The organism is Flavobacterium flavigenum, assembly GCF_027111255.2.
Taxonomy (GTDB): Bacteria; Bacteroidota; Bacteroidia; order Flavobacteriales; family Flavobacteriaceae; genus Flavobacterium; species Flavobacterium flavigenum.
Window position 1 is genome coordinate 3,536,540 of sequence record NZ_CP114285.2, and the last position, 23,741, is coordinate 3,560,280.

Sequence of the window (23,741 nt, forward strand, 5' to 3'; positions counted from 1 at the left end):
AGAGAAAAAAATTGATGAATGCTATTATTAAATTTATGAAAAGAAATTATAAAATCCTTATAGCCGTATTATGCTTGTCTGTAACCTTGTTTGCTTTCAAGGTTAATGCAGATAAAACAATAGATCCGGATCCTAATAAAGATAAAATGCTTTTAGAAATATTGGCATTTGTTATAGAAAAAGGGCACTATAATCCGCCACCAATTGATGATGAATTTTCAAAAGGAATTTTCAAAGATTATATTGATGCGCTGGATCCTTCAAAGAGATTTTTTCTGCAGTCTGATATTGATGAATTCAGACAGTATGAATTAATGCTGGATGATCAGTTCATTAACAAGGATTTGACGTTTTTTAATCTTACTTATGCCAGATTAATGAAACGTATGGAAGAAAGCAAAAAAAGATATAAAACGATTTTAGCACAGCCATTCAATTATAATATTGATGAAACTTTTAATGCAGATTATGAAAAAATCCCATATGCAAAAAGTACTGCTGAAATCAATGAAAGATGGAGAATGCAGATTAAATTATCAACTCTTTCTTCTTTGGTAACAAAGCAAAAGTTAGAAGAAGATAAAAAGAAAACAGACCCGTCATATAAAGTAAAATCTTTTGAAGCTCTAGAGAAAGAAACACGTGAAAGTTCTCTTAAATCATTGGATGATAATTTTAGTTTAATAAAAGATCTAGATAAGCAAGATTGGTTTTCTGTTTATGTAAACTCAATTATGACTCGTTTTGATCCGCACACCAGCTATTTTGCGCCAGAAGAAAAAGATCGTTTTGATGTAAATATTAGTGGAAAATTAGAAGGAATTGGAGCCCGTTTGACTAAGAAAAACGATTTCACACAAATTGATGAATTGATTTCCGGTGGTCCGGCCTGGAAAGGAAAGGAGCTTGAATCAGGCGATTTGATACTGAAGGTAGGGCAAGGTAATGAAGAGCCTGTAGATGTAGTAGGTATGCGTCTGGATGATGTTGTGAAAAAAATCAAAGGGCATAAAGGTACAGAAGTAAGGCTTACTGTTAAAAAGGTAGACGGAAGTATCAAAGTTATTTCAATTATCAGAGATGTAGTTGAGATAGAAGAAACATACGCTAAGTCAAGTATTGTTGAAAAAAACGGATTGAAGTATGGTGTAATTTATTTACCTAAATTTTATATCGATTTTGAAAACAAAGACGGCCGCGATGCAGGTAAAGATATTGCGCTGGAAGTTGAAAGACTTAAAAAAGAAAACATTAGCGGAATTGTACTTGATGTTCGTGATGATGGTGGCGGATCACTTTCTACTGTAGTTGATATTGCAGGGCTTTTTATCGAAGAAGGTCCAATTGTTCAGGTAAAATCAGCGGGCAAAAAGAAAGAGGTTTTATACGATAAAGATAAAAAAATTGAGTGGGATGGTCCATTGGTAATAATGGTAAACAGTTTTTCTGCCTCAGCATCTGAAATATTGGCTGCGGCAATTCAGGATTACAAACGAGGTGTAATCATTGGTAGTAAACAAACGTATGGAAAAGGTACGGTTCAGACTGTTATAGATTTGAATCAGTTTGTTCGTAATAGTGATTTTGGTGATTTTGGAGCCTTGAAAGCAACTGCTCAAAAGTTCTATAGAATCAATGGAGGTTCAACTCAGCTTGAAGGAGTAAAAAGTGATGTTGTCATGCCGGATCGTTACGCTTATTTAAAAATGGGTGAGCGCGATATGGATAATGCAATGCCTTGGGATAAAATAGATCCTGCAAACTATAATGTATGGAATTCAAACGAAAACTTTAATCAGGCGATATCCAATAGCAAAATTAGAATTTCTCAAAATCCTCAGTTTAAATTAATAGAGGATAATGCGAAATGGATTGATGTTAAAAACAAAGAAAATACGTACAGCTTAAATATTAAAAATTTCAAAGCCACACAGGAGCAAGTTGAAAGTGAAGGTAAAAAATACAAACCAATTGCTGATTATAAAAACAATCTGGTTTTTAAATCATTGCCTTATGAAAATCTTGAAATAGCTAAAGATGCTTCTTTAAAAGAAAAAAGAGAAGCATGGCATAAGGCTTTGTCAAAAGACATATATGTTGAAGAGGCTTTAAATGTATTAGACGATCTACAGCCTAAAGGCAATGTTAATAAGCAAACAAATTCTTCTAAATTAAAAAAAGACAAAGTGGTTAAGTCTTAATATTAATTATACTTACATAAAAAGTTAAAGCTCCATATTTCTTGATTTATGGAGCTTTTTTTTGAAAACATATTTAATTACATACATGAAAAAAATACTCGGTTTATTTTTAATTACATTTTGTATAATCTCTTGTAAAAAAGATGAAAATAAAGTATTGATGGCTCAAAATATATTGGTTGATTACAAACAAAATATTTCGCAATCAGGTTATACTGTTGATTATCTTCCAACTTCTACAACAAAGCAAATTGTAAAGCATGATTATTATACTTTGTCATACAATGAAAAATTTGAACAGGCAGAATGGGTGGCATATGAATTAAAAAAAGAGTATTTGAAAGATAATGATTTTAAAAGACCTTATTTTATTGAGGACCCAAAGGTGACCACCAGATCGGCAGACTGGAGGAATTACAAAAAGTCAGGGTATGACAAAGGGCATTTGTGCCCTGCAGGGGATATGGAGTTTGATAAAAAAGCTTATGATGATACCTTCTATACTTCGAATATTTCACCTCAGAACCATGAATTTAATAGCGGAATCTGGAATCGTTTAGAAAATAAAGTTCGTTATTGGGCCGGAAAGTATAATGCTATTTATGTAGTTACCGGAGGAATTTTAAGGGATTCTGATAAAAAAATAGGAACAGAAAAGGTTTCTGTTCCTAAATATTTTTATAAAATTGTTTTGGTTAAATCAGGAAAGGAACACAAGGCAATTGCTTTTTTGATTCCGAATGAAAAAAGCCAAAAGGGAATTTACGAGTTTGTAGTTCCTGTTGAGACTTTAGAAAAGATGACAGGAATTGATTTCTTTCCTAATTTAAAAAATTTAAAAAGCAGTAAGGACTTTTAAGTCGGCTATAGTTGCTATTGGATTTTCTGCCTTAAAAACAAAACTTCCGGCAACTAAAACATCTGCACCTGTTTCTACTAATTGTTTTGCATTTTTGTTGGTTACACCTCCATCAATTTCAATAAGTGTTGAAGCGTTTTTGCGTGTAATTAAATCTTTGAGTTTTTTAACTTTATTATAAGTGTTTTCAATGAACGATTGCCCGCCAAAGCCAGGATTTACGCTCATAATACAAACTAAGTCAATATCATTTATTACATCTTCTAATAAATCTATATTTGTATGGGGATTTATGGCAACACCCGCTTTCATTCCTTCGGCTTTAATAGCTTGTAAAGTTCTGTGTAAGTGGTTGCAGGCTTCGTAATGCACAGTTAAATTATTGGCTCCGAGATCTGCAAAAGTTTTGATGTAACGATCAGGATCGACAATCATTAGGTGCACATCGATTGTTTTGTTTGCATGTTTTGAGATTGCTTCTAAAACAGGCATTCCAAAAGAAATGTTAGGAACAAAAACTCCATCCATAATATCAATATGGAACCAGTCAGCCTGGCTATTATTAATCATTTCAATATCACGTTGTAAATTGGCAAAATCAGCTGCAAGAACAGAAGGAGCAATAAGAGTGTTTTTCATTGTTGTTAGTTGTGATGCGTTATTTTTTGCAAAGGTAATTATAAAAAATAAAAAACTCCGGTAATCAGCCGGAGTTTCAATCATCAATCAAAAAACGAACAGTCAATCAAACTGTTGTTTACGGTAAAAACTTCAAATTATAAATTCCAAATTCCAATTTTAGTTGGGATTTGGAATTTTAAATATTGAAATTTAATATTATTATCCTAAATAAGTTTTAAGGATTTTACTTCTCGAAGTGTGTTTCAATCTACGAATTGCTTTCTCTTTAATCTGACGCACACGCTCACGGGTTAAGTCAAAAGTTTCTCCGATTTCTTCCAAAGTCATCGGGTGCTGATCACCAAGTCCAAAATATAAACGAACAACATCAGCTTCTCTTGGAGTTAATGTTTCTAATGAACGCTCTATTTCAGTACGAAGAGATTCGTGAATTAATTCTCTGTCAGGGTTTGGAGACTCTCCAGAACGTAATACGTCATAAAGGTTAGAATCTTCTCCTTCAACAAGTGGAGCATCCATTGATAGGTGACGTCCGGAGTTTTTCATAGACTCTTTTACATCGTTTACAGTCATGTCAAGTTCTTTTGCAATTTCCTCAGCAGAAGGCGGACGCTCATTAGACTGCTCTAATAAAGCATACATTTTGTTGATTTTATTGATAGAACCAATTTTGTTTAATGGTAAACGAACAATACGGGATTGTTCAGCCAATGCCTGCAGAATCGATTGACGAATCCACCAAACTGCATAAGAGATAAATTTGAAACCACGGGTTTCATCGAAACGTTGAGCGGCTTTAATAAGACCTAAGTTTCCTTCATTAATTAAATCAGGAAGTGTTAATCCTTGATTTTGATATTGTTTGGCCACAGATACTACGAAACGTAGATTGGCTTTTGTTAGTTTTTCTAATGCTCTTTGATCACCGGCCTTTATTCTTTGTGCTAATTCTACCTCTTCATCAGCGGTAATTAGGTCAACTTTTCCAATTTCTTGTAGATATTTGTCTAACGATGCAGTTTCACGATTGGTTACCTGCTTGGTGATTTTAAGTTGTCTCATGTTGTTGTCTCCCTATTTTTTAAAGTGTACAAATGATTATACGTAAGGAGTATCAAAAAAGTTACAATAAATAAAAATATTTTTTAAAATAATAAATCTACCTGAGAATTTATTCTTTCCAGATAATAATCTATTTTTCGGATTGCCCGGTTAAAAAATAAGTTTTGCTCTTTAATACCGGATTGCCCTAACGGTTTTGAATTAATGATTTGTTGTTTGAAAAATTGAAGTACATTCTTGCAGCTTTCCTCGTTATCAGTAATAAAATAACCTAATAGAGTATAAGGTACAAACATGGTCAGTTTTTCAGGATTCTCTATGAGCATATTGTTGTTCAGCAATATGAGTTCGTTGTAATAGAGAGAAAAATTACTGTTCGAAGCATTACATTTTTCCTGAATTAAATTTATAATCCTTTTTAAATCTTTGCATAAAGCATTTGCACTTTTGAGATTAAGCAGACCGGATTCATAAAAGTACAATATTTGTTGTAAGCTGCTATTTATAGTAGTATCGTTCCAGACTTCATTTACTATTGTATTTTCATATGTTTTTTTTAGCGTTTGCATATATTCCGAAAAAGATTCATCAACTACAAAATTCTCAAAAGCAACTTTTTTCTGATTAGTGTTTAAAAGATTCAGCCAGACAAATGCTTTGAACTTTGAAAGAATAGTTCCCTCCATAAAATAAAATAAAGGAATATCTTTTGCAGAATAAAAAAGAGTAGTTTCTGAGTTTTTAGTCAATATTTCTATACGCTCAGCAGAGGATTTGAAATATTCCAGCATGTCTTTCATTGTTGTAATTTCAATGGTTTTCTCAACAATGACTTTCTCTTTTTTTGCGAATAAATTGTCTAAAGAAATGGTATAATGATTAGCCAGTTTAATGGTTTCGTCGATAGAGAATTTACTCTTTTGAGAGATTCTTCGGTGGGATGCATCGTAACTGATTTCCAGGATAGCGGCTATTTCGTCTATTAGTGACACAGATTTAGAAACTTTGCTTCTAATGGCTTTTAAAAAAGATTCCTGATGATTCATGGTTTGTGATAATCACAAATATAAAAAATAATATTATTAGTTTACACAAATTTTGATGCGATAATTGCAATAGGTTTGCCGTGTAATTTTAAAATTGAATAATTATGAAAGCCAAATATTTTAATAAATCTGATGATGAAAAATTGTTTTTTTATGTTTTAAAAGAAAGAGTTAATAAAAAACTTCAACATAAAAATGTTTCTTATGGTGACATCAGATTTTGGTTTAAAGGTTTATTTTGGACTTTAATTTGTTGTTTCTCTTATTCATTGCTTTTTTTAAGTATTAATAAAACTACTTTTTGGTTATTTTATGTTGTTTTTCAGTTATCGGGACTTTTGATTGGATTTAGTTTTGGCCATGATGCCTCTCATAACACTGCTTTCCGAAATAAAAAGGCTAATGCTGTTTTACATTTTTTTAGTTTTCTGACAGTCGGAATTGATCCTTTATTATGGGGACTCCGACATATTCGATCCCATCATTTGTATGCCAATGTAGAAGGGAGTGATATTGATATAGATAAAAATCCGTTTTTGAGACTGAGCCCAACGCATCCCTGGAAACCAAAGCATAAATATCAGGCTTATTATGCGCCTTTTGTTTATATGTTTACCTTACTGCATTCTGTTTTTATGAGTGACTGGGTGTATTTATTTTCAGATGAATATGGCTGGATGAAAAGAGGAGTTTCAAAAGCTGAATTATATTTTAGATTTTTATTATATAAAGCGTTCTATTTTTCTTTAGTATTAGTAATACCATTGTTGTATGCTGACTTTTCCTGGTCTTTTATTGTTCTGACTTATCTTAGTGCAAGTGCTTTTACGTCTATGGTATTTATCATAATGCTTGTTGGAACCCACTTTTTTGACGGCGCAGATTACCCTCAGCCGGAAGGAGAATTTTTGGAACATACCTGGGCGGTTCATCAGCTCCACACAAGTTGTGACTGGGATGCAGATAAAGGATGGGCAAGATTTTTAAGTGGTGGTTCCAATTGTCATGCGGCACATCATCTTTTTCCTAACATCTGCCACACTAACTACAGCGAAATAAATTCGATAATTAAGGAGACTACAAAAGAGTATAGCCAGCCTTATCATCATAAGACTTTATTTGAAATGATGTTTTCGCATTTTAGGCATTTAAATAAAATGGGAAACCCTAATGTTTCTGGTTTGTAATAATTGAAGCAAGTTGTTATTGTAATTTTAAAATAGAAAATTATGAAAGTTTTAAATCAAATAAAAAATAGAAAACTCATTTCAAAACTTAACAGCAAGCGATATGTGATAGTTTTGCTAATGTTTTGTGGATTTTGTTATGGACAAAATAGTTTGAAAGAAAAAAACAGTACTTTAATTGATAGTGTGTTTCAAAATCATCCTTTCAAAACCGAAAATGAAAATAATAGTCTTGATTATTTCAAATGGAAATCGGATTATAATTTAAGGAATGACAGCATTAAGATTTTTAGTTTGTCACCAATCTCCAGAAGAGTTAGCAAAGTAAATGGTTTTGCTCTTGGAGGTGGGCACTATGAAAATCAAAAAATCAAACTTCAGATCGTTAATGGATTAAATATTGAAGCCAGTCCCATATCATTGGCTTTGATTTCATTTTCCATTAATGTTCCGTTTGAGTCTTTATTTGTGGGTATTAATGATAACGTTATTAGTAATGTGGCTTTTTTTGATGACGAAATAAAAACTTATATTAAAGTGAATGGTTTAAATATAAGCTCAGGTGGTTTTATGGGAGGTGCGGAGTTAAGGGGAGTCAATTTTTCGGTATTTTCAGCAATGAATAAAATGAAAGGTTTTTCTGTTGGAGGAATACTAAATACTAAAAGTTTTTCTGGTATTAGTATTTCCGGTTTGGCTAATCTTTCTGATTCCGGAAATGGAATTCAGATTGCAATTTCAAATGTTTCAAGAAGACATAATGGCATTCAGTTAGGGCTATTTAATAATTCTAAAGATCTCCGAGGAATGCAGTTTGGTCTTTGGAATACAAATGGAAAAAGAAAATTACCTTTATTTAATTGGCAATTTAGAAAATAAACAAAATTAAAAATAGCTTTTCTTTTAAGCTATTAATCGAAAAACCCCCGATTCAAATAAATGAATTGGGGGTTTTCTATGAATAAACCTTTAGTAAACTAAGATCTGATTACTCTTTTTTCTCCTCACGCGGAGGTCTTGGAACAAGTGCTTTTTTAGACACTTTTTCTTTTTTAGTTTTAGGGTCAAGACCAAGATATTTTACTTGGAAAACATCTCCCATTTTAACTACATCAGCAACGTTTTCCGTACGTTCCCAAGCTAACTCTGATACGTGAAGCAATACTTCGTTTCCTGGTGCAGCAGTATATTCTACAACGGCTCCAAAATCAAGCATTTTAATTACTTTAACTTCGTAAGCTTCTCCCATTTGTGGTTTGAAAGTGATCGATTGGATTTTTGCCAATACTGCTTCAATTCCTGCAGGATCTGTACCTAAGATTTCGATTACACCTTGCTCGTCAACTTCGTTGATAACAATTGTAGTTCCGGTAGCTTTTTGTAATTCCTGAATTACTTTTCCACCAGGTCCAATTAATGCTCCAATAAAGTTTCCAGGAATAGTTCTCGTAATGATTTTTGGAGAATGTGCTTTTACGTCAGCTCTTGGTGCAGCAATAGTTTCAGTTAGTTTACCTAAAATATGTAAACGTCCTTCACGCGCCTGAGCCAAAGCTTGCTCCATAATGTCATAACGTAAACCATCAATTTTGATATCCATTTGGCAAGCCGTGATACCGTCAGCAGTTCCGGTTACTTTAAAGTCCATATCCCCTAAGTGATCTTCGTCTCCTAGGATATCAGACAATACTGCAAATTTCTCACCGTCAGTAATCAATCCCATAGCAATACCAGATACTGGCTTTACCATTTGAACTCCAGCATCCATAAGCGCCATTGTTCCTGCACAAACCGTTGCCATAGAAGAAGAACCGTTAGATTCTAAAACTTCAGAAACAATACGGATTGTATAAGGGCAATCTGCAGGAATCATATTTTTTAAAGCTCTTTGAGCTAAGTTACCGTGACCAACTTCTCTTCTTGAAGTTCCTCTTAATGGTTTTGCTTCACCAGTAGAGAAAGGAGGGAAGTTATAGTGCAGGTAGAATTTCTCTTCACCTTGTTCTGATGGAGAATCGATTTGGTTAGCCTCTCTGGAAGTTCCTAAAGTTACTGTAGCTAAAGCCTGAGTTTCTCCACGTGTAAATAAAGATGATCCGTGAACTCTTGGTAAGTAATCAACTTCACACCAGATTGGTCTGATGTCTGTAGTTTTTCTACCGTCAAGACGTACGCCTAATTCTAAAACTACGTTACGAACAGCCTCTTTGTTTGTTTTGTAGAAATATTTAGAAACTAAATCTCCGTCAGTAGCCAATTCCTCTTCGGTAAATAAAGCTTTTACTTCTTCTTTTACTTCTGCAAATGCAGCGCTTCTTTCGTGTTTAGCAGATCCAACTTTTGCAATAGCATAAATTTTATCGTATGCTGCAGCTTTTACTTTTTTGTATATTTCTTCGTTTTCTTTCTCACCTTCGTAAGTACGAATTTCTTTTTTACCAAAAGCAGCTTGTAAACGATATTGTGCTTCGATTTGAACTTTAATAGCTTCGTGAGCAAATTTAATAGCTTCGATCATTTCGGCTTCTGAGATTTCTTTCATCTCACCTTCAACCATTGCTACAGAATCCATAGAAGCTCCAATCATCATGTCGATGTCTGATCTTTCTAAATCTTCTCTGCTTGGGTTGATAACCAATTTTCCGTCGATACGTGCAACACGAACTTCAGAAATTAAGTTGTAAAATGGAATATCTGAAACGGCTAATGCTGCAGATGCAGCTAAACCAGCTAATGCGTCTGGCATAACTTCTTCGTCGTGAGACATTAGTTGAATCATAACCTGAGTTTCAGCATGGTAATCGTCTGGGAAAAGCGGACGTAATACACGGTCTACTAATCTCATTGTTAATACTTCACTGTCGCTTGGACGAGCTTCTCTCTTGAAGAAACCTCCTGGAAAACGACCAGCTGCTGCAAATTTTTCGCGATAATCTACCGTTAGTGGTAAAAAATCAACACCTGGGTTTGACGTACGAGCTGAAACTGCTGTTGCAAGTATCATCGTATCGCCCATTCTTACTACTACAGAACCGTCAGCTTGTTTTGCTAAACGTCCTGTCTCGATTGTGATGCTTCTACCATCACCCAAATCGATTTTTTCTACAAATAATTGTGGAATCATAAATTTTTTCCTTTTGATTATACAATGGGTTTTAGTTGTGTTGTAGTTGTTGTTGTGTAGTTATTGTTATCTAAAACCCAATGAAAAACCAAACTTTTTTTCTTGTAACAAATCCTGTCAGACTTGTGTATTGTAAAAACAAAAAGAGGCACTCTCGCACCTCTTTTCTATATTGATTATTTTCTGATATTCAATACTTTGATAATCTCACGATATCTGTTGATATCTTTCTTTTTCAAGTAATCCAACAAAGCTCTTCTTTTACCTACTAATAGTACAAGAGAACGCTCAGTGTTATAATCGTGACGATTTTTTTTCAAGTGTTCAGTTAAGTGTGAAATTCTGTAAGTGAACAATGCAATCTGACCTTCAGCGCTTCCAGTGTTTGTTGCACCACCGTGTTGTGCGAAAATTTCTTCTTTCTTTTCTTTAGTTAAATACATTCCAATATTATTTAATGATTTTTATGTATGTCGTACATCTTTTGTAAGACGGGTGCAAAATTAGATTAAAAAAACAGAAAAATCAAAAAAAAAAATAAAAGAATCTAAAAAAAGAATATCGATTCTTCTTTTTTGAATAATTTCCGCACTTTTATTTGTTTAATTTGACACTGTTATAGGTATTGAATATAAAACCCTTACAGGCACACCTCTTTGTTGTCCAGGGGTCCAGTTTTCATAGCTTGTTACTACTCTCATGGCCTCTTCATCAAGACCATATCCTAATGATTTTAGTATTTTTGGTTCAACAATTTTACCATCTTTTTCAATTACAAACTGAACGACTAATCTTCCGGAGATTTTATTAAGTACTGCTTCTTTTGTTTTTGTAAAGTTTGCGCCTATAAATTTATAAAAATCAGAAATTCCTTTTTCAGGTAAAGGTCTTGATTCCAAAACAGTGTATTGTCTTTCTTTGCCTTCAGAATTTATACTTTTTCCAGAAATAAACTTTCCGTTATCATATATATCAGTGTATTGATAGTTTGTAACTTCATTAATGCCTTTCCATTCACCATCTTTAAATCCATTTTTGACATTTCCTTTTGCAGCATATTTTTCGCGAATTTCTTCATAGGTGCCGTTTCCATTCTTAACCATCTGCTCATTTTTGGTATTCCAAAAATCATAAATTTTTAAATTGGAGCTAAATCCTTTTTCAGATTCAATATATTCAGCTTTTAATTTAGGATTTCCATTTTCATACCATTCAGAAAAACTGCCATTTAATCTTGATTTAATGTAGTTTTCTATTCTTTTTTTCTTGCCATTTTTATAATAGTAAATATATTCACCTTCTCGGGAAAAGCCGTCTTTTGTCTTAGAATTTCCTTCCATTTCTAGTACACCAGATTTATAATAATCTTTAATTTGATATAAATCTTTTTCGGTGTAATAATCTTTAATAATCCGATAAGAGAAATGCTTTTCTTTAGAAACATCTTTTCCAATTGAATCGTAATAGATGATTTTATCTGTAATGTTTTGTGAAAAAATCCACATTGGAAGTGTCAAAAAAAGAAAATGAAAACTTCTTTTCATAAAAATATAATGTATTAGTTATTTGGTTTTAGCAATTTCTTTCTCCTTTAATGAATAAGAACGACTCACATTATTTTCATCAGTCTTAGTTCCTGAAACTAAAATTCCTTTATCATAATTTTCAGTAAATGTAATTTTACGTTCGGCATCACTTCCCTGCCAGATGCCTTGCTTTAAACCATTTTTAATAGTTCCTTTTTCTGTTATAAAGTTATCTGTATTTTCATATTCTCCATTTCCATCAACTACGGTTTGTTCTTTATTTACATTCCAAAAATTAAGGATTAAAGTTTGAGCTGTTTTTGTTTTAGGATCCCAGGAATTCTGCTTCTCGCACTTTTTGCTTTGATTTTCGTACCAGGTGATTTCTTTTCCGGATTTATGATTGTCAGTATAATTTATAACAGATTCCTTTGCGCCATTTTTGTAGTAATAGATAAATTCACCATCTTTTTTCAGTATATCTCTGTCTAGAGTGGCGCCTGTCATTTTCTTTCTTCCGTTTTTATAAAAATCAGTAACCACATAGCGTACGCTTTTTTGGGAATAGTTTGTAATGATGCGTGTGTAGATTTGGTTTTCGGGCGTAGTTTCACGATATAATGAGTCAAGAAAAATTTTTTTCGAGACCATGTTAATTTGTGCAGATAGAGTAACTGAAATTAAAAGAAAGAATAATATGAAAAGGCTTTTTTTCATTTAGATCTATTTTTTGTAATAAAAATAGGGCTTCTAAAATAACTTGGCAACTTCCTGATTTACAAATTCTAAAAATCGTTCGTCAGCTTCTGTAAAAGGGTTTATTACGTGACTGTCAATATCAATTTGTCCAATGTTTACTCCGTTTACAAATAAAGGTACAACAATTTCTGATTTTACAGTAAAACTGCAGGCGATATAATTATCCTGAGCCTTAACATCCGGTACAACAAAATTGGCATTGCTTTCAGCGACCTGTCCACAAATACCTTTTCCAAATGGAATAACGGTATGATCTGTTTCGGCACCTACATAAGGTCCTAAATGTAAAGTTTTGTTATCATGATTGGCAAAATAAAAACCAACCCAATTATAATAGTCTATACTTTCGCTTAATAACTGACAGACTGCCAGTAATTTCTCGTCTCTGGTTGTATTTGTCTCAGCTACAATAGCTGAAATTTTTGGCTGTAATTCCTGAAATGTCATGATTTGAAAATTTTATACAAAAGTATTTAAAGCTGAACTCAAAAAATACATAAATTTGAAAAAAAAATCTTTTGAAAAAATATTTAGTACAATTTAAACCATTCCTTATTTTCATAGGGACTTTTTTTGTGGCTTATATTTTACTTACCCTAATTTATAAAAGTTATCTGAACAGTTTTGAGTCAAATAATATTGACGGAATTACTGCTGTTGTTGGCTCTAATATCTATTGGTTAATGGATGTTTTTAATTGTGATGTTCTGATTCAGAAAAGTTTATCGGGAGCTTATTTAGAAGTTTGGTACAATAAGCATTATGTTATTCGAATTGTAGAAGGGTGTAATGCAGTAAGTGTAATGATTTTGTTTATCTCATTTGTGCTCGCTTTTTCCGGAAAACTTAAAACGACTGTATTGTTTATCTTATCAGGAACTCTTTTTATTTATATTTTAAATGTGATCAGAATTGCGTTATTGGCTGTTTTGTTATTTCGCTATCCTGAAAAAGTACATCTTTTGCACGGCGTTCTTTTTCCTTTAATTATTTATGGACTTGTTTTCGCTTTATGGGTTTTCTGGGTAAATAAATTTTCAAAATATGCTAAATAAACTTTCCGAAAATAAATTCAGGATTATAATTACTATTCTGGTCGTTTTGTGTTTAGGGATTGTCAGGGCTTTCGAAAATAAATTGTTTTACGATCCTTTTCTGGTTTATTTTGAGTCTGATTTTAAAGGATTGCCATTTCCTCAGGTTGACAATTTAAAACTTTTTGCAGGACTTTTGTTTCGTTATGCTTTAAATACTGCTTTGTCATTAGTACTTATTTATACTTTGTTCAAGGATAAAGAAATCTTCAAGTTTAGTGCATTTTTATATGTGTTTTTTTTAGTTCTTCTTTTGGCTGCTTTTTTTATCATTCTCGAATTTTTTCCCAATGCAAACTGGCTGCTTTTTTATGTAAGAAGATTTATCATTCAGCCAATTTTTTTACTATTGTTTGTGCCTGCTTTTTATTATCAGAAGCAAAATCTTAAAAAATAACATTTTATTTAGCTTTTTATCCGGACTTTTTAAATAATTTTGCACTATGAATTTAAAGAAGTGCACAGGAGTATTTTTAGCGTTCCTATTGTTGGTATCCAACATAGGGTTTGCTTTTGATGTGCATTATTGCGGAGGAAAAATTGCTTCGGTTTCCTTAAGTAAGATTTCTCCTGAAAAAAAATGCTGTGGAGACAAAGAAAAAAAATCTTCCTGCTGTAAAGACAAGGTGGTTAAATTTGAAAAAAAATCAGATGATGCTACTTTTAAAGTTTTCTTTTTTCAGATTGCTTTTCCTGCAGTAATTCATGAATTTAAATCGCTTGGGTTTTTATCAGTTCCAAGTTTTAAAAGTAAAGAAGTCATTTCGTATTATGCTGATGCGAATGCTCCTCCTTTATATCAACTCTATCATCAATATATTTTTTACGCCTGATTTTAATGTTTAGAATCAAGCCATATTTGGTTTGTACTATACTGTTTTGGTTTTTCCTTCTGTATTCAGGAAATTAAAAGACAGTTTCTAATTAACATTAAAATCTTTTTTTATGCAAAAAAATATCATGCTTTTTATGATGATTTTGCTTTCCGTTTCTGTGTTTTCACAGGAAGATTTAGAGGAAGTAAAAGTTACCAAAAAGCAAAAATCACTTAAAAAATCCTATACGGTTACTGCTAATACAACCGTGATTACAAGCAAGGAATTGCTTAAAGCAGCCTGCTGCAATCTGGCAGAAAGTTTTGAAACGAACCCATCAATCGATGTGAATTTTTCTGATGCCTTAACCGGAACCAAACAAATAAAAATGCTGGGTTTAACGAGCCCGTATTTAATGATTACTGAAGAAAACATCCCTTCGGTTCGTGGTGCTTCCCAAGCTTATGGATTGTCTTTTACACCGGGAACCTGGATTGAAAGTGTTCAGATTACGAAAGGTGCCGGAAGTGTAATTAACGGATACGAAAGTATTTCGGGGCAAATCAATACGGAACTTTTAAAGCCTCTAAGTGATATTCCGTTTTTTCTGAATGCTTATGGCTCTACTGATGCCCGTTTTGAACTGAATACCCATTTCAATAAAAAAATATCTGACAAATGGGCGACAAGTTTATTTCTGCACGGAAATACGCGCGTAGCAAAAAATGACATGAACGATGACGGATTCTTAGATAATCCGTTAGGCAAACAAATCAATCTTTTGAACCGTTATCAATATTATAATCCGGACAGCGGTTTGGTGAGTTTTATCAATTTCAGGTATATGAATGATAAAAAACAAACGGGTGAAGTAGATTTTGATAAAGACACCGATCGTGGAACAATGAATCACTGGGGTTCAGAAATCAATACAGAACGTTTTGATGTATCGACAAAAATTGGTTACGTTTTTAAAGATATGCCCTATCAGAGCATTGGTTTTCAAAATGCTTTTAACAGTCATAAACAAGATTCATATTTTGGTTTAAATCAATACGATATTAAACAGAATAGTTTTTATTCGAATTTGATTTTCAATTCCATAATAAGCAACACAATGAATAAGTTTACAGCTGGTTTGAATTTTGCCTATGATCAATATCAGGAATTTGTAAATACAACTGATTATAGCCGAATTGATAATTCGGTTGGTGCTTTTTTTGAATACACTTATGATAATACGGATAATTTCAGTTTGATTTTGGGCGGAAGGGTTGATAATCATAACCGTTTAGGGTTTTTCGTAACCCCTCGTCTGCATATGCGATACAATCCATGGAAAGACGGTGTAATTCGTTTTTCTGCCGGAAGAGGAAAACGTTCTGCTAATATTTTTGCAGAGAATCAACAGCTTTTTGCAAGTTCGAGAGCCTTTTCAATCTTAGATAATAGTGGAAAAATTTATGGTTTAAATCCTGAAATTGCATGGAATTATGGTGTGAGTTTTTCTCAGAAATTCAAGCTTTTCAATAAAAATGCCGAAGCAGGTTTTGATATTTACAGAACAGATTTCCAAAATCAGGCAGTTGTCGATTTGATGCAAAGTCCACAAGAGGTTTTGTTTTATAATTTAAAAGGAAACTCATTCGCAAATAGTTTGCAGGTAGAATTCAATTATGAGTTAATCCATAACCTGAATTTAAGAACAGCCTACAAATACTATGATATTCAAACCGATTATTTAAGAGGTACTTTTCAGAGACCATTGCAGGCCAAACATCGTTTTTTAGGAAATCTTGAATATGAAACCCAATTAAATGATGGCAAACAATGGAAGTTTGATTACACCTTTAACTGGTCTGGAAAACAACAATTGCCATACACGGTATCAAATCCTGAAGCTGACCGATTTTCAGAATTTTCACCTTCTTATGCTGTAATGAATGTTCAGGTTACCAGAGTTTTTTCTCCAGTCTTTGAAGTATATGCAGGAGGGGAGAATATTGGAAATTACAAGCAGCAAAAAGCAATTTTAGGTGCAGAAGATCCGTTTGGTGCGAACTTTGATGCTTCAATTGCATACGCGCCAATTTTTGGACAAATGTATTATGCAGGATTACGATTTAAAATAAAATAAGCAAACAATGTCAAAAAGCAATGGCAATAACAAATTCAATAACAATAAATAATAAAAAGATGAACAAGATAATTTTAATAGCATTGATAACTTTTTTAGGATTTTCAGCTCAGGCACAAACTAAAAAAAATAAGAATTTAAAATACACTACAGAAGTTAATGGCAATTGTGAACAGTGTAAAAAACGTATCGAAAAAGCGGCTTTTAGTGTTCCGGGTGTAAAAACTGCTAATTGGGACATCAGTTCTCACCAGCTAACAGTGATTTTAAACGAAGAAAAATCATCAACAGCTGATTTGAATAAAGCTGTTGCAAAGGTTGGTCATGATACCAAAGAAGTAAAAGCAACTCAGGCAGATTATGATAATCTGCATTCTTGCTGTAAGTATGAAAGAGAATAATTAGGAAGCCCGGGTTTTGAAAAAAGCCCGGGCTTTTTTAATAGTTAATTTATCTTTAAAATACCGTATTTTATTGTGGTTAAATTAAATTATTGTTACTTTCACCAACTAATAAATGTAACCAAACCTGATATGAATAATTTCGACTGGACTCAATTAATAAACCCTGAATTTTACATCACATTAAGCATTGGAGGTTTTCAGATTGGTTTATTTATTGTTTTGTTTATCGTTTTTGCTGAAACAGGACTTTTTGCAGGCTTTTTTCTGCCAGGAGACAGCTTGTTGTTTTTAGCGGGAATTTACAGTCGGGAATTAATAGAGAATATGGTTTATATTCCTAATGATTTTTTAAACGTCTTTTTACTGGCATTTATGGTAGCAGTAATGGGGGTTTTAGGAAATATGACCGGATATTGGTTTGGCGCCAAAAGCGGATATTATTTATTCAAAAAAGAAGATAGTTTTTGGTTTAAAAAGAAATACCTCTTACAATCGAAGGATTTCTTCGAAAAGTATGGAGGTAAAGCTATTATATATGCAAGATTTCTACCAATTTTCAGGACATTTGCCCCAATTATTGCAGGTATAGTTTCTATGGATAAAAAGAAATTTATGTTCTATAATATTTTGAGCTCTTTTCTATGGTCTTTTATTCTGATTTTTGCAGGTCATTACTTATACGGAGTATTTTTAAAACAAGGAATCGATCTGAAACATCATATCGAATATATCATTATAATCATTGTGGTTATATCTACATTCCCTGTTTTGTTGAAACTTTTAAAGAAAAGACCAATTGAGAAAATCTAATTTTTAATCTATTTAAAATTTAGCTGTTTCCAAAAAGATTAAAAATTGATCTTGCAAAACGCGAATTATTTTTTTCTTCCACAGTTTCATAACAAGAGAAGCCTAAAATAATTTTAATTCCCGGAGGTATGCTGTTTAAGATGTCTCTTTTTTGTTCATCCAGAAGCAATTTTAAACTTGAAGCTACTTCAGCATTATACTTTAAATAAGAAAGGATAAGCAATGTAGAAAAGTTTAAAACTTCACGTGCTGTTTCACTTTTGATGCCAACTTCATTCGAAATCATTTCAGTAATTCTGGCTTTTTTGCTGGTGAAAATTTTTTCTAAAAAGTGATTTCCTTCTGATTTATAATTTTCATCCACAGACAAAATTCTCGAAGAAGTAAAATCAACTTCTTTGTAAAATGTTGATTCTGGTACAAGCTCAGTCATTTCGGCTAAAGCTTTTTCATCAAAATTGTTATAGCATCCCATTAAAACAGTTCCCAGCGACACATCGATAGCCTTAATTAGTAAGGCATCATTTTCGAAATAGAATTTGTTAAGTTTTGAGATGACATTAGACGAGATAAAACGGCGTAGTTCAATTTGTAGATTTGGGGTCATAATTGTTACGGGATTAGTTAATAATTGCTGTCAATAAACCGATTAAATGTGGTATTTTGTCGATTATAGTGATAAAAATATAAAATAAATTAACATATCCAAAAAATAAGTTAAATATATTATTTTGACTTTTCTGCAATTTAACTAATAAATTATAGTATTATCAACGAATATCATACTTTGTCATAATACCAAGTAGCATTAATTTAGAATAAAAAAAAGATTTTTTATTTGAACGACCATAAAAATAAGAAAATACTTAAGTGTTTATAAGCGATTAAAACAATAAATTTCTGTTCTGCCAAACTATAGTAAGAAATAATCCCATATAAATAATGCACATTAAAAAATTGATAAAACCGGAGGCTAAAAAACCAATTAGTGAACCTGTTGCAGCCTTAAATGCTCTTCTATGATCTTTAGAATCGTATAACATTTCACCTATAAATGCCCCTGCAAATGGGCCTATAATTATTCCGAAAGGAATTGGGGCAAGGATGCCAACTATAAGACCAATATTAGTTCCCCAAATGCCGTATGAGCTGCCGCCAAAACGTTTAGTTCCCTTGGCTGGAATCACATAATCTAAAATCGTGATAATAATCATGATGATAAAAGTAATTCCTAAAACCCAGTAATTATTTTCAACCGCTTTGGTTAAATACAGTAATAACAAACCAACCCAACAACTTGACAGCCCGGGTAAAACAGGCAAAAAACTTCCCATGATTCCTATAGCCATGCAGATAAAACCAAGTAAAACTAATACTAAATCCATACTAAAAACCGTTGTAAATTTTAATTGTAAATTTATGTCATCTATTGAATCATCATTTATAAAGTAATGAAAAAATAGTTCATAATTTCTCTTTGAAGAATATTTGCAATACAAAGTTTACCAAAAAATAATCGTATTTTTACAATATTAGTCAAATCAACATCAAAATCTTGAAACGTTTTTTTCTTTTTTTTGTTTTCATATCTTTAAATTCTTGTCAATATTTTGAGAAGCAGATACCTTCTGAAAAAGAATTGCTTCAAAAAGAATTAAAATCAATCAACTGGAAAGTAGTTGATGAATACCCCTCTGTGCCAGACTGCGAGAAAATCAGCGATAAAAGTCAGCGACAGCAATGTTTTTTCGAAATCATGTCGCAGCTTATTCAGGAAAAACTGGATATAGATACACTCTCCATTTTGTATCCCGAATTAGATACCATAGAAGTTAAAGTAACTGTCTTTCCTAATTCGACCCTGGAATTTGAACCACAGTTCCCTAAAGATTCAGTGACTTATGACACGATAAAAATCGATAGTATTCTCCGCGCACGATTGATAGATTTTCCAAAAGTGAATCCAGCCATTAAACGTGGAATTCCCGTTAAATCACAATTTATTTTACCTGTCATTCTTAAGGAAAAGAAAAATAAACTAAATGAGAAGGATTTAAAGTAGCTGTTCCTGCTGTCCGTTATATCTTTTTATTTTTAAAGAAAAAATAAAAAGGATGTCTCTACCATCAGGGCTAGGCAGTAAGATTCAAAAGAAAATTATACTTTAAACCGACGGTTTTTCCATTCATAAGAGCCAAACAAACTGTATAAAGCTACAGCCGAACTAAAAAAGGGATAAAACAGACTACTCAAAAGCCAACTTTTTAGATGGCCTTTAGTCAAATAAAGACTGGTGATATAAAGCAAGACAAAATCTATAACAAACTTAAGAAAAGCAAATAAAACAAAAATAGGATACGACCAGATTCCGAAAAGGAGAAATAAAAATCCAATAACAAAACTCAAATTTCCAAAGAAAACAATCAATCCCAATAACTTTCCAAACGAACTTTGATACGAGCTTGTCTTTGCCGCCCAGCGTACTCTTTGATAAAATAAGGCTTTCCAGGTTTCAGTTGGTTTGGTGGTTATGATAGCTTCTTCACTTTTTAAATAATGAACTTCTTTTGGGAATCTCTTATTTGCTTTTTGTAATAAAAAAACATCATCTCCGCTGGCAATTTTATTGTTTCCTTCAAAGCCGTTTAAGCTTTCAAATAATGATTTCGTATACGCAAAATTGGCGCCATTGCACATAAAAGCATAGTCAAGTCCAAAACTTCCAATGGTAGCCCCTTGCAGGCTTGTTAAATCCAATTGCTGGAAATGATCTAAAAATGATTTTTTGCAATCATACCTAACTGCCCCTGCGAGCATCGAGATTTTATTTTCCTGAATATAATTGTCGAATGATAAAAGCCAGTTTTCAGGAACAATACAATCGGCATCGGTGGTAATAACCCATTCGGTTTTTACATGTTGCATTGCACTGGTAATCGCGTCTTTTTTAGGGGAATTTGAAACCCGAATGTTGTCAATTATCGAAATTTGGAATTTGGAATTTAAAACTTGAAATTTATCTGTTGAATTATCATCAACCAAAATCACTTCAAATAAATCAAGTGGGTAATTTAATTTCGAAAAGCTTTCTAAAAGTAGCGGCAAATTTTCTGTTTCATTGCGAAACGGAACTATAATCGTAAAACTTGTTTTAGGTTCTAAATCTGATCTTTGATATTTTTTGACTTTGAAAAAGCCATAAATCAGCAAGCCGATTGTTATAACATAAATTTTTAATATGACGAACAATATCAGACTCATGCAGCAGTTTTTGTTTTAAAATTCAAAACATAATAACTTCCTAAAACTACAGGAAGAACTACATTTAAAAACCACATTAAAGTGCTGATGAAAACCACAATCCATTCGTTTACGCCTAAAATTCCAAAGAAATAAATCGCAACGCTGCCTTTTACCGCAAAATCCAAAAACTGAAATGTGGGTAATGAAGAAGCCAAAAAATAGACAGAAGTAATAGCGGCCATTAAAGTTAAATAAGGTAAATGAACTTCAAAAGCGAGAAACAAAAAGTAATATTGGTGCGAGAAAACCAAATAACGGCAAATGCCTAAAAATATATTTTTCTGATGAACTGGTTTAGGGATTTCATTGATTTTATGAATCAGTTTTTCAATTGAAAATCCTTTTACTTTTATCTTTTTTATTGAAAATAACAGAATCAGAATCAATACAAATCCGCCAAATAAAATCAATACTGATTTTGTGGTAATGACATCGTAAAGTGCATTGAAATATAACAAACCGAAAATGCCAAAAATGATGGTCAAAATCATCTGGATCCCGTTACAGATTAAGTTCAGGAACACCACTTTTTTAGCTTCCGCTTTAGGATAATACAAAGCTTTTCCGGCGTATTCCCCAACTCCGTTTGGAGTGAAAATGCCGGCGGTTAAGGCAGCTAAAACCTGTTTTGTTGCTTCTCCTAAAGATATCGGATATATGACTCTGGCTAAATTCTGCCATTTTAAAATTTCAAAAAAGCGATTCAGCACGCTCAACAGCAAGATAAATCCAACTCCTAAAACCGACTGATTTTTTCGGAACAATACAATGAACTTCTGCCAGTCGAGTTTATTATTGTTCGCCAGCTGGTCGTAAATAAAATAAAATGCGCCGCCAACAATCAAAAGTTTGGCCAGAAGAACAAGGAATTGCTTAGCTTTGTTAGGAATTGAAATCATGCCGCAAAAGTAGTCAATTTGAGAATGAGATAATGTGGCAATTAGTAAATTAGAAAATGATTTATTCGAGATTCAGATAACTTGAAACAAAATAAACTTGACAAAAGAACGTATCATATCATGTTTTCTATTATTACTCCTAATTTCATGTAATAAAATCGAGAATAAATCGTCTAGTTCGTATGTTCGAATTATGGTAGAAAACTCATGTGGCTATAATGATGGAAATGGAAAAGTTGTTATTCCGCTTGGGAAATATAAATTTCTAAATCCAATGGATGAAAAAGGAATGATATTGGCTGAATTAAAAGACAAACACGGTTATATTGATATTAATGAAAAGATAATTGTTCCTTTTGAATATGATGATATTAATCTATTTAATAAGGATTTAGCTTGTGTTAAAAAAAATGACAGATATGGTTTCGTGAATCGAACCGGAAAAATTGTAATTCCTATTCAATTTGATAGTGATAACGATTTTGAAGATTCAGGATTAGCGCTTGTAGAAAAAAATAAAAAGTTTGGTTTTATAGATAAAACTGGAAAAGAAATAATTCCAATTATTTATGATGATGCGAACCAAAGTACATTCGACAGTTTAGTTGTTGTGTCGAAAAATAAAAAATGGGCATTTTATAACAATCAAGGAAAACAGAAAACAGATTTTATTTATGATGAAATAGTTCTGACAAGTTTTGAGAAAGATAATATTGCAGGAAATACTTTTTGGAAAAACGGTTTAATTTTAGTTAAAAAAAATAATCAAATTGCGTATTTAAATAAAAACTTAAAAGAAATAATTTCTTTTGGGAAATACAACACCGGCGAAAGATTCAATCAAAACAGAATTGCAATTGTTTCTAAAAATGGAAATTACGGAATTATTGATGAATTTGGGAAAGAGCGTGTAAAGCTCGAATATGACACCATAGAAAATCCCGAAGAGTCATACCATGAATCTGAAATTTTTGCTGCTAAAAAGGATAATCATCTGGTTTTACTTGATGAGTATGCAAAGAAAGTTTATGATAATATAAAAAACTTCTCTTTTGATTATTGTCGTTTAAATAAAAAAATTGAAAAAATTTACCATATTCAGAATTTGAATGGAAAATATGGCGCAATCGACACAAAAGGAAAATTGATAATTCCAATTATTTATGATCAACTTGAAGATTTTGCAAGCAATTATAACGCAATTGTTAAATATAAAGGAAAATTTGGATTAATCGATTCCAATAACAAAATAACTTACCCAATTGAGAACGAATTAATTTACGCTGACACTAAGGAATTAGATTATTACATTGTACAGAAAAATAACAAATTTGGAATAATAGATAAAAATCTAAAACCGATTTTTGATTTTACCTTTCAAGAGATATCGCCTTGCTTCTATGATACTAAAAATAGATTTATTGCTAAACAAAATGATAAGTATGGCGTTATAGATCGAGCTGGAAGAATCATTATTCCTTTTACATATAGTGAAATGTCAAATTGGGTTGAATATGGTCCTGGTGAAAATTATCATTTTGTGACAAAAGACAACAAACAAGGTTTGATTACAAAACAAGGAAAAACAGTTATTCCTGTTGTTTATAATAGTCTTTTTTATCATGATGATAAAACAATTATTCTCTCAAAAAATGGAAAATATGGAGTAGTTACAATACAAAACAAACCCGTTATTCCTTTTATGTATGAAAAAATATATGTTGAATCTATTTTTGTGCCTAAAAAGAAAAAAAATGAATTTTATGTGTTACAAAATGGAAAATACAATATAGTAAATAATAAAAACGAAGTCATTAGATCTAATATTTCAAAAAAAGAAATAGAAGAAAAAATTCTTCGATTATAATTAAAA

General features: G+C 32.1%; 24 protein-coding genes. 12 read left to right on the forward strand and 12 right to left on the reverse strand.

Going from position 1 to position 23,741, the window contains the following annotated elements; translation table 11 throughout:
- Positions 1–14: 14 nt before the first annotated feature.
- Positions 15–2,201: a carboxy terminal-processing peptidase gene (locus OZP09_RS14620; RefSeq protein ID WP_281309581.1), complete on the forward strand. Its 2,187-nt coding sequence runs from the start codon at positions 15–17 to the stop codon at positions 2,199–2,201.
- A gap of 160 nt (positions 2,202–2,361) precedes the next feature.
- Positions 2,362–3,060 (forward strand): DNA/RNA non-specific endonuclease, encoded by a 699-nt coding sequence (locus OZP09_RS14625; protein ID WP_432419453.1) that lies wholly within the window; start codon positions 2,362–2,364, stop codon positions 3,058–3,060.
- Here the strand turns inward: OZP09_RS14625 and rpe are convergent.
- From rpe to OZP09_RS14640, 3 genes are all read right to left on the reverse strand, one after another.
- On the reverse strand, positions 3,037–3,699 hold the full coding sequence (gene rpe, locus OZP09_RS14630; protein ID WP_269234467.1) for a ribulose-phosphate 3-epimerase: 663 nt from the start codon (positions 3,697–3,699) through the stop codon (positions 3,037–3,039). The genes OZP09_RS14625 and rpe overlap by 24 nt on opposite strands.
- A 201-nt stretch (positions 3,700–3,900) precedes the next feature.
- Positions 3,901–4,764, reverse strand: coding sequence for a sigma-70 family RNA polymerase sigma factor (locus tag OZP09_RS14635; RefSeq protein ID WP_007804760.1), 864 nt, complete (start codon positions 4,762–4,764; stop codon positions 3,901–3,903).
- 83 nt (positions 4,765–4,847) lie between these two features.
- Positions 4,848–5,810 carry a hypothetical protein gene (locus OZP09_RS14640; RefSeq protein WP_269234470.1) on the reverse strand — a complete coding sequence of 321 codons (963 nt, stop codon included), beginning with the start codon at positions 5,808–5,810 and terminating at the stop codon, positions 4,848–4,850.
- A 104-nt stretch (positions 5,811–5,914) separates the two neighbouring features.
- Between OZP09_RS14640 and OZP09_RS14645 the strand changes: the two genes are divergently transcribed.
- On the forward strand, positions 5,915–6,997 hold the full coding sequence (locus OZP09_RS14645) for a fatty acid desaturase family protein (protein ID WP_269234471.1): 1,083 nt from the start codon (positions 5,915–5,917) through the stop codon (positions 6,995–6,997).
- A 42-nt stretch (positions 6,998–7,039) separates the two neighbouring features.
- On the forward strand, positions 7,040–7,876 hold the full coding sequence (locus tag OZP09_RS14650; protein ID WP_269234472.1) for an LA_2272 family surface repeat-containing protein: 837 nt from the start codon (positions 7,040–7,042) through the stop codon (positions 7,874–7,876).
- Positions 7,877–7,985: 109 nt separating this feature from the next.
- Here OZP09_RS14650 and OZP09_RS14655 read toward each other — a convergent pair whose 3' ends face one another.
- From OZP09_RS14655 to OZP09_RS14675, 5 genes are all read right to left on the reverse strand, one after another.
- On the reverse strand, positions 7,986–10,121 hold the full coding sequence (locus OZP09_RS14655; RefSeq protein ID WP_269234473.1) for a polyribonucleotide nucleotidyltransferase: 2,136 nt from the start codon (positions 10,119–10,121) through the stop codon (positions 7,986–7,988).
- 176 nt (positions 10,122–10,297) lie between these two features.
- Positions 10,298–10,564 (reverse strand): 30S ribosomal protein S15, encoded by a 267-nt coding sequence (gene rpsO, locus OZP09_RS14660; protein ID WP_008466503.1) that lies wholly within the window; start codon positions 10,562–10,564, stop codon positions 10,298–10,300.
- A gap of 159 nt (positions 10,565–10,723) precedes the next feature.
- Positions 10,724–11,665: an energy transducer TonB gene (locus OZP09_RS14665; protein ID WP_281309582.1), complete on the reverse strand. Its 942-nt coding sequence runs from the start codon at positions 11,663–11,665 to the stop codon at positions 10,724–10,726.
- 18 nt (positions 11,666–11,683) lie between these two features.
- Positions 11,684–12,364, reverse strand: a complete 681-nt coding sequence (locus OZP09_RS14670; RefSeq protein WP_281309583.1) for a toxin-antitoxin system YwqK family antitoxin — start codon at positions 12,362–12,364, stop codon at positions 11,684–11,686.
- Between the two features lie 33 nt (positions 12,365–12,397).
- Positions 12,398–12,853, reverse strand: coding sequence for a GAF domain-containing protein (locus tag OZP09_RS14675; RefSeq protein WP_269234478.1), 456 nt, complete (start codon positions 12,851–12,853; stop codon positions 12,398–12,400).
- Between the two features lie 71 nt (positions 12,854–12,924).
- Here OZP09_RS14675 and xrtF point away from each other — a divergent pair, with 71 nt between their 5' ends.
- The 6 genes from xrtF (at position 12,925) to OZP09_RS14705 (ending at position 17,666) form a co-directional block, all read left to right on the forward strand.
- A complete protein-coding gene (xrtF, locus tag OZP09_RS14680; protein ID WP_269234479.1) occupies positions 12,925–13,461 on the forward strand; it encodes an exosortase family protein XrtF in 537 nt (178 codons plus the stop codon).
- Positions 13,451–13,897, forward strand: a complete 447-nt coding sequence (locus OZP09_RS14685; RefSeq protein ID WP_269234480.1) for an exosortase F system-associated membrane protein — start codon at positions 13,451–13,453, stop codon at positions 13,895–13,897. The genes xrtF and OZP09_RS14685 overlap by 11 nt, the downstream gene beginning before the upstream one ends.
- Before the next feature lie 46 nt (positions 13,898–13,943).
- A complete protein-coding gene (locus OZP09_RS14690; protein WP_281309584.1) occupies positions 13,944–14,333 on the forward strand; it encodes an HYC_CC_PP family protein in 390 nt (129 codons plus the stop codon).
- A 112-nt stretch (positions 14,334–14,445) separates the two neighbouring features.
- Positions 14,446–16,452 carry a TonB-dependent receptor plug domain-containing protein gene (locus OZP09_RS14695; RefSeq protein WP_269234482.1) on the forward strand — a complete coding sequence of 669 codons (2,007 nt, stop codon included), beginning with the start codon at positions 14,446–14,448 and terminating at the stop codon, positions 16,450–16,452.
- 59 nt (positions 16,453–16,511) lie between these two features.
- Positions 16,512–16,853: a heavy-metal-associated domain-containing protein gene (locus OZP09_RS14700; protein ID WP_269234483.1), complete on the forward strand. Its 342-nt coding sequence runs from the start codon at positions 16,512–16,514 to the stop codon at positions 16,851–16,853.
- Positions 16,854–16,985: 132 nt separating this feature from the next.
- Positions 16,986–17,666, forward strand: a complete 681-nt coding sequence (locus tag OZP09_RS14705) for a DedA family protein (RefSeq protein WP_269234484.1) — start codon at positions 16,986–16,988, stop codon at positions 17,664–17,666.
- Positions 17,667–17,685: 19 nt separating this feature from the next.
- On the opposite strand, the gene OZP09_RS14710 is transcribed toward OZP09_RS14705, so the two are convergent.
- The gene (locus tag OZP09_RS14710; protein ID WP_281309585.1) at positions 17,686–18,273 is read right to left on the reverse strand and encodes a DUF937 domain-containing protein; all 588 of its coding nucleotides are present in this window, start codon (positions 18,271–18,273) and stop codon (positions 17,686–17,688) included.
- Positions 18,274–18,550: 277 nt separating this feature from the next.
- Entirely contained in the window at positions 18,551–19,051 is a 501-nt protein-coding gene (locus OZP09_RS14715) for a DUF456 domain-containing protein (protein ID WP_281309586.1), read from the reverse strand.
- A gap of 170 nt (positions 19,052–19,221) precedes the next feature.
- Here OZP09_RS14715 and OZP09_RS14720 point away from each other — a divergent pair, with 170 nt between their 5' ends.
- Positions 19,222–19,728 carry a hypothetical protein gene (locus tag OZP09_RS14720; RefSeq protein WP_281309587.1) on the forward strand — a complete coding sequence of 169 codons (507 nt, stop codon included), beginning with the start codon at positions 19,222–19,224 and terminating at the stop codon, positions 19,726–19,728.
- Between the two features lie 95 nt (positions 19,729–19,823).
- Here the strand turns inward: OZP09_RS14720 and OZP09_RS14725 are convergent, their stop codons facing one another.
- Positions 19,824–20,927 (reverse strand): glycosyltransferase family 2 protein, encoded by a 1,104-nt coding sequence (locus tag OZP09_RS14725; RefSeq protein ID WP_281309588.1) that lies wholly within the window; start codon positions 20,925–20,927, stop codon positions 19,824–19,826.
- Positions 20,924–21,868, reverse strand: coding sequence for a lysylphosphatidylglycerol synthase transmembrane domain-containing protein (locus OZP09_RS14730; protein ID WP_269234487.1), 945 nt, complete (start codon positions 21,866–21,868; stop codon positions 20,924–20,926). Before OZP09_RS14730 ends, OZP09_RS14725 begins: the two co-directional genes overlap by 4 nt.
- Before the next feature lie 193 nt (positions 21,869–22,061).
- Here OZP09_RS14730 and OZP09_RS14735 point away from each other — a divergent pair, with 193 nt between their 5' ends.
- Positions 22,062–23,735 carry a WG repeat-containing protein gene (locus tag OZP09_RS14735; RefSeq protein ID WP_281309589.1) on the forward strand — a complete coding sequence of 558 codons (1,674 nt, stop codon included), beginning with the start codon at positions 22,062–22,064 and terminating at the stop codon, positions 23,733–23,735.
- The last annotated feature ends 6 nt before the right edge of the window (positions 23,736–23,741 follow it).

Excerpts from the sequence above, each read along its gene's own strand:
- OZP09_RS14620 (WP_281309581.1), top strand. The coding sequence starts at position 15 with ATGAATGCTATTATTAAATTTATGAAAAGAAATTATAAAATCCTTATA.
- OZP09_RS14625 (WP_432419453.1), top strand. The coding sequence starts at position 2,362 with ATGGCTCAAAATATATTGGTTGATTACAAACAAAATATTTCGCAATCA.
- rpe (WP_269234467.1), bottom strand. The coding sequence starts at position 3,699 with ATGAAAAACACTCTTATTGCTCCTTCTGTTCTTGCAGCTGATTTTGCC.
- OZP09_RS14635 (WP_007804760.1), bottom strand. The coding sequence starts at position 4,764 with ATGAGACAACTTAAAATCACCAAGCAGGTAACCAATCGTGAAACTGCA.
- OZP09_RS14640 (WP_269234470.1), bottom strand. The coding sequence starts at position 5,810 with ATGAATCATCAGGAATCTTTTTTAAAAGCCATTAGAAGCAAAGTTTCT.
- OZP09_RS14645 (WP_269234471.1), top strand. The coding sequence starts at position 5,915 with ATGAAAGCCAAATATTTTAATAAATCTGATGATGAAAAATTGTTTTTT.
- OZP09_RS14650 (WP_269234472.1), top strand. The coding sequence starts at position 7,040 with ATGAAAGTTTTAAATCAAATAAAAAATAGAAAACTCATTTCAAAACTT.
- OZP09_RS14655 (WP_269234473.1), bottom strand. The coding sequence starts at position 10,121 with ATGATTCCACAATTATTTGTAGAAAAAATCGATTTGGGTGATGGTAGA.
- rpsO (WP_008466503.1), bottom strand. The coding sequence starts at position 10,564 with ATGTATTTAACTAAAGAAAAGAAAGAAGAAATTTTCGCACAACACGGT.
- OZP09_RS14665 (WP_281309582.1), bottom strand. The coding sequence starts at position 11,665 with ATGAAAAGAAGTTTTCATTTTCTTTTTTTGACACTTCCAATGTGGATT.
- OZP09_RS14670 (WP_281309583.1), bottom strand. The coding sequence starts at position 12,364 with ATGAAAAAAAGCCTTTTCATATTATTCTTTCTTTTAATTTCAGTTACT.
- OZP09_RS14675 (WP_269234478.1), bottom strand. The coding sequence starts at position 12,853 with ATGACATTTCAGGAATTACAGCCAAAAATTTCAGCTATTGTAGCTGAG.
- OZP09_RS14685 (WP_269234480.1), top strand. The coding sequence starts at position 13,451 with ATGCTAAATAAACTTTCCGAAAATAAATTCAGGATTATAATTACTATT.
- OZP09_RS14690 (WP_281309584.1), top strand. The coding sequence starts at position 13,944 with ATGAATTTAAAGAAGTGCACAGGAGTATTTTTAGCGTTCCTATTGTTG.
- OZP09_RS14695 (WP_269234482.1), top strand. The coding sequence starts at position 14,446 with ATGCAAAAAAATATCATGCTTTTTATGATGATTTTGCTTTCCGTTTCT.
- OZP09_RS14700 (WP_269234483.1), top strand. The coding sequence starts at position 16,512 with ATGAACAAGATAATTTTAATAGCATTGATAACTTTTTTAGGATTTTCA.
- OZP09_RS14705 (WP_269234484.1), top strand. The coding sequence starts at position 16,986 with ATGAATAATTTCGACTGGACTCAATTAATAAACCCTGAATTTTACATC.
- OZP09_RS14710 (WP_281309585.1), bottom strand. The coding sequence starts at position 18,273 with ATGACCCCAAATCTACAAATTGAACTACGCCGTTTTATCTCGTCTAAT.
- OZP09_RS14715 (WP_281309586.1), bottom strand. The coding sequence starts at position 19,051 with ATGGATTTAGTATTAGTTTTACTTGGTTTTATCTGCATGGCTATAGGA.
- OZP09_RS14725 (WP_281309588.1), bottom strand. The coding sequence starts at position 20,927 with ATGAGTCTGATATTGTTCGTCATATTAAAAATTTATGTTATAACAATC.
- OZP09_RS14730 (WP_269234487.1), bottom strand. The coding sequence starts at position 21,868 with ATGATTTCAATTCCTAACAAAGCTAAGCAATTCCTTGTTCTTCTGGCC.
- OZP09_RS14735 (WP_281309589.1), top strand. The coding sequence starts at position 22,062 with ATGGTAGAAAACTCATGTGGCTATAATGATGGAAATGGAAAAGTTGTT.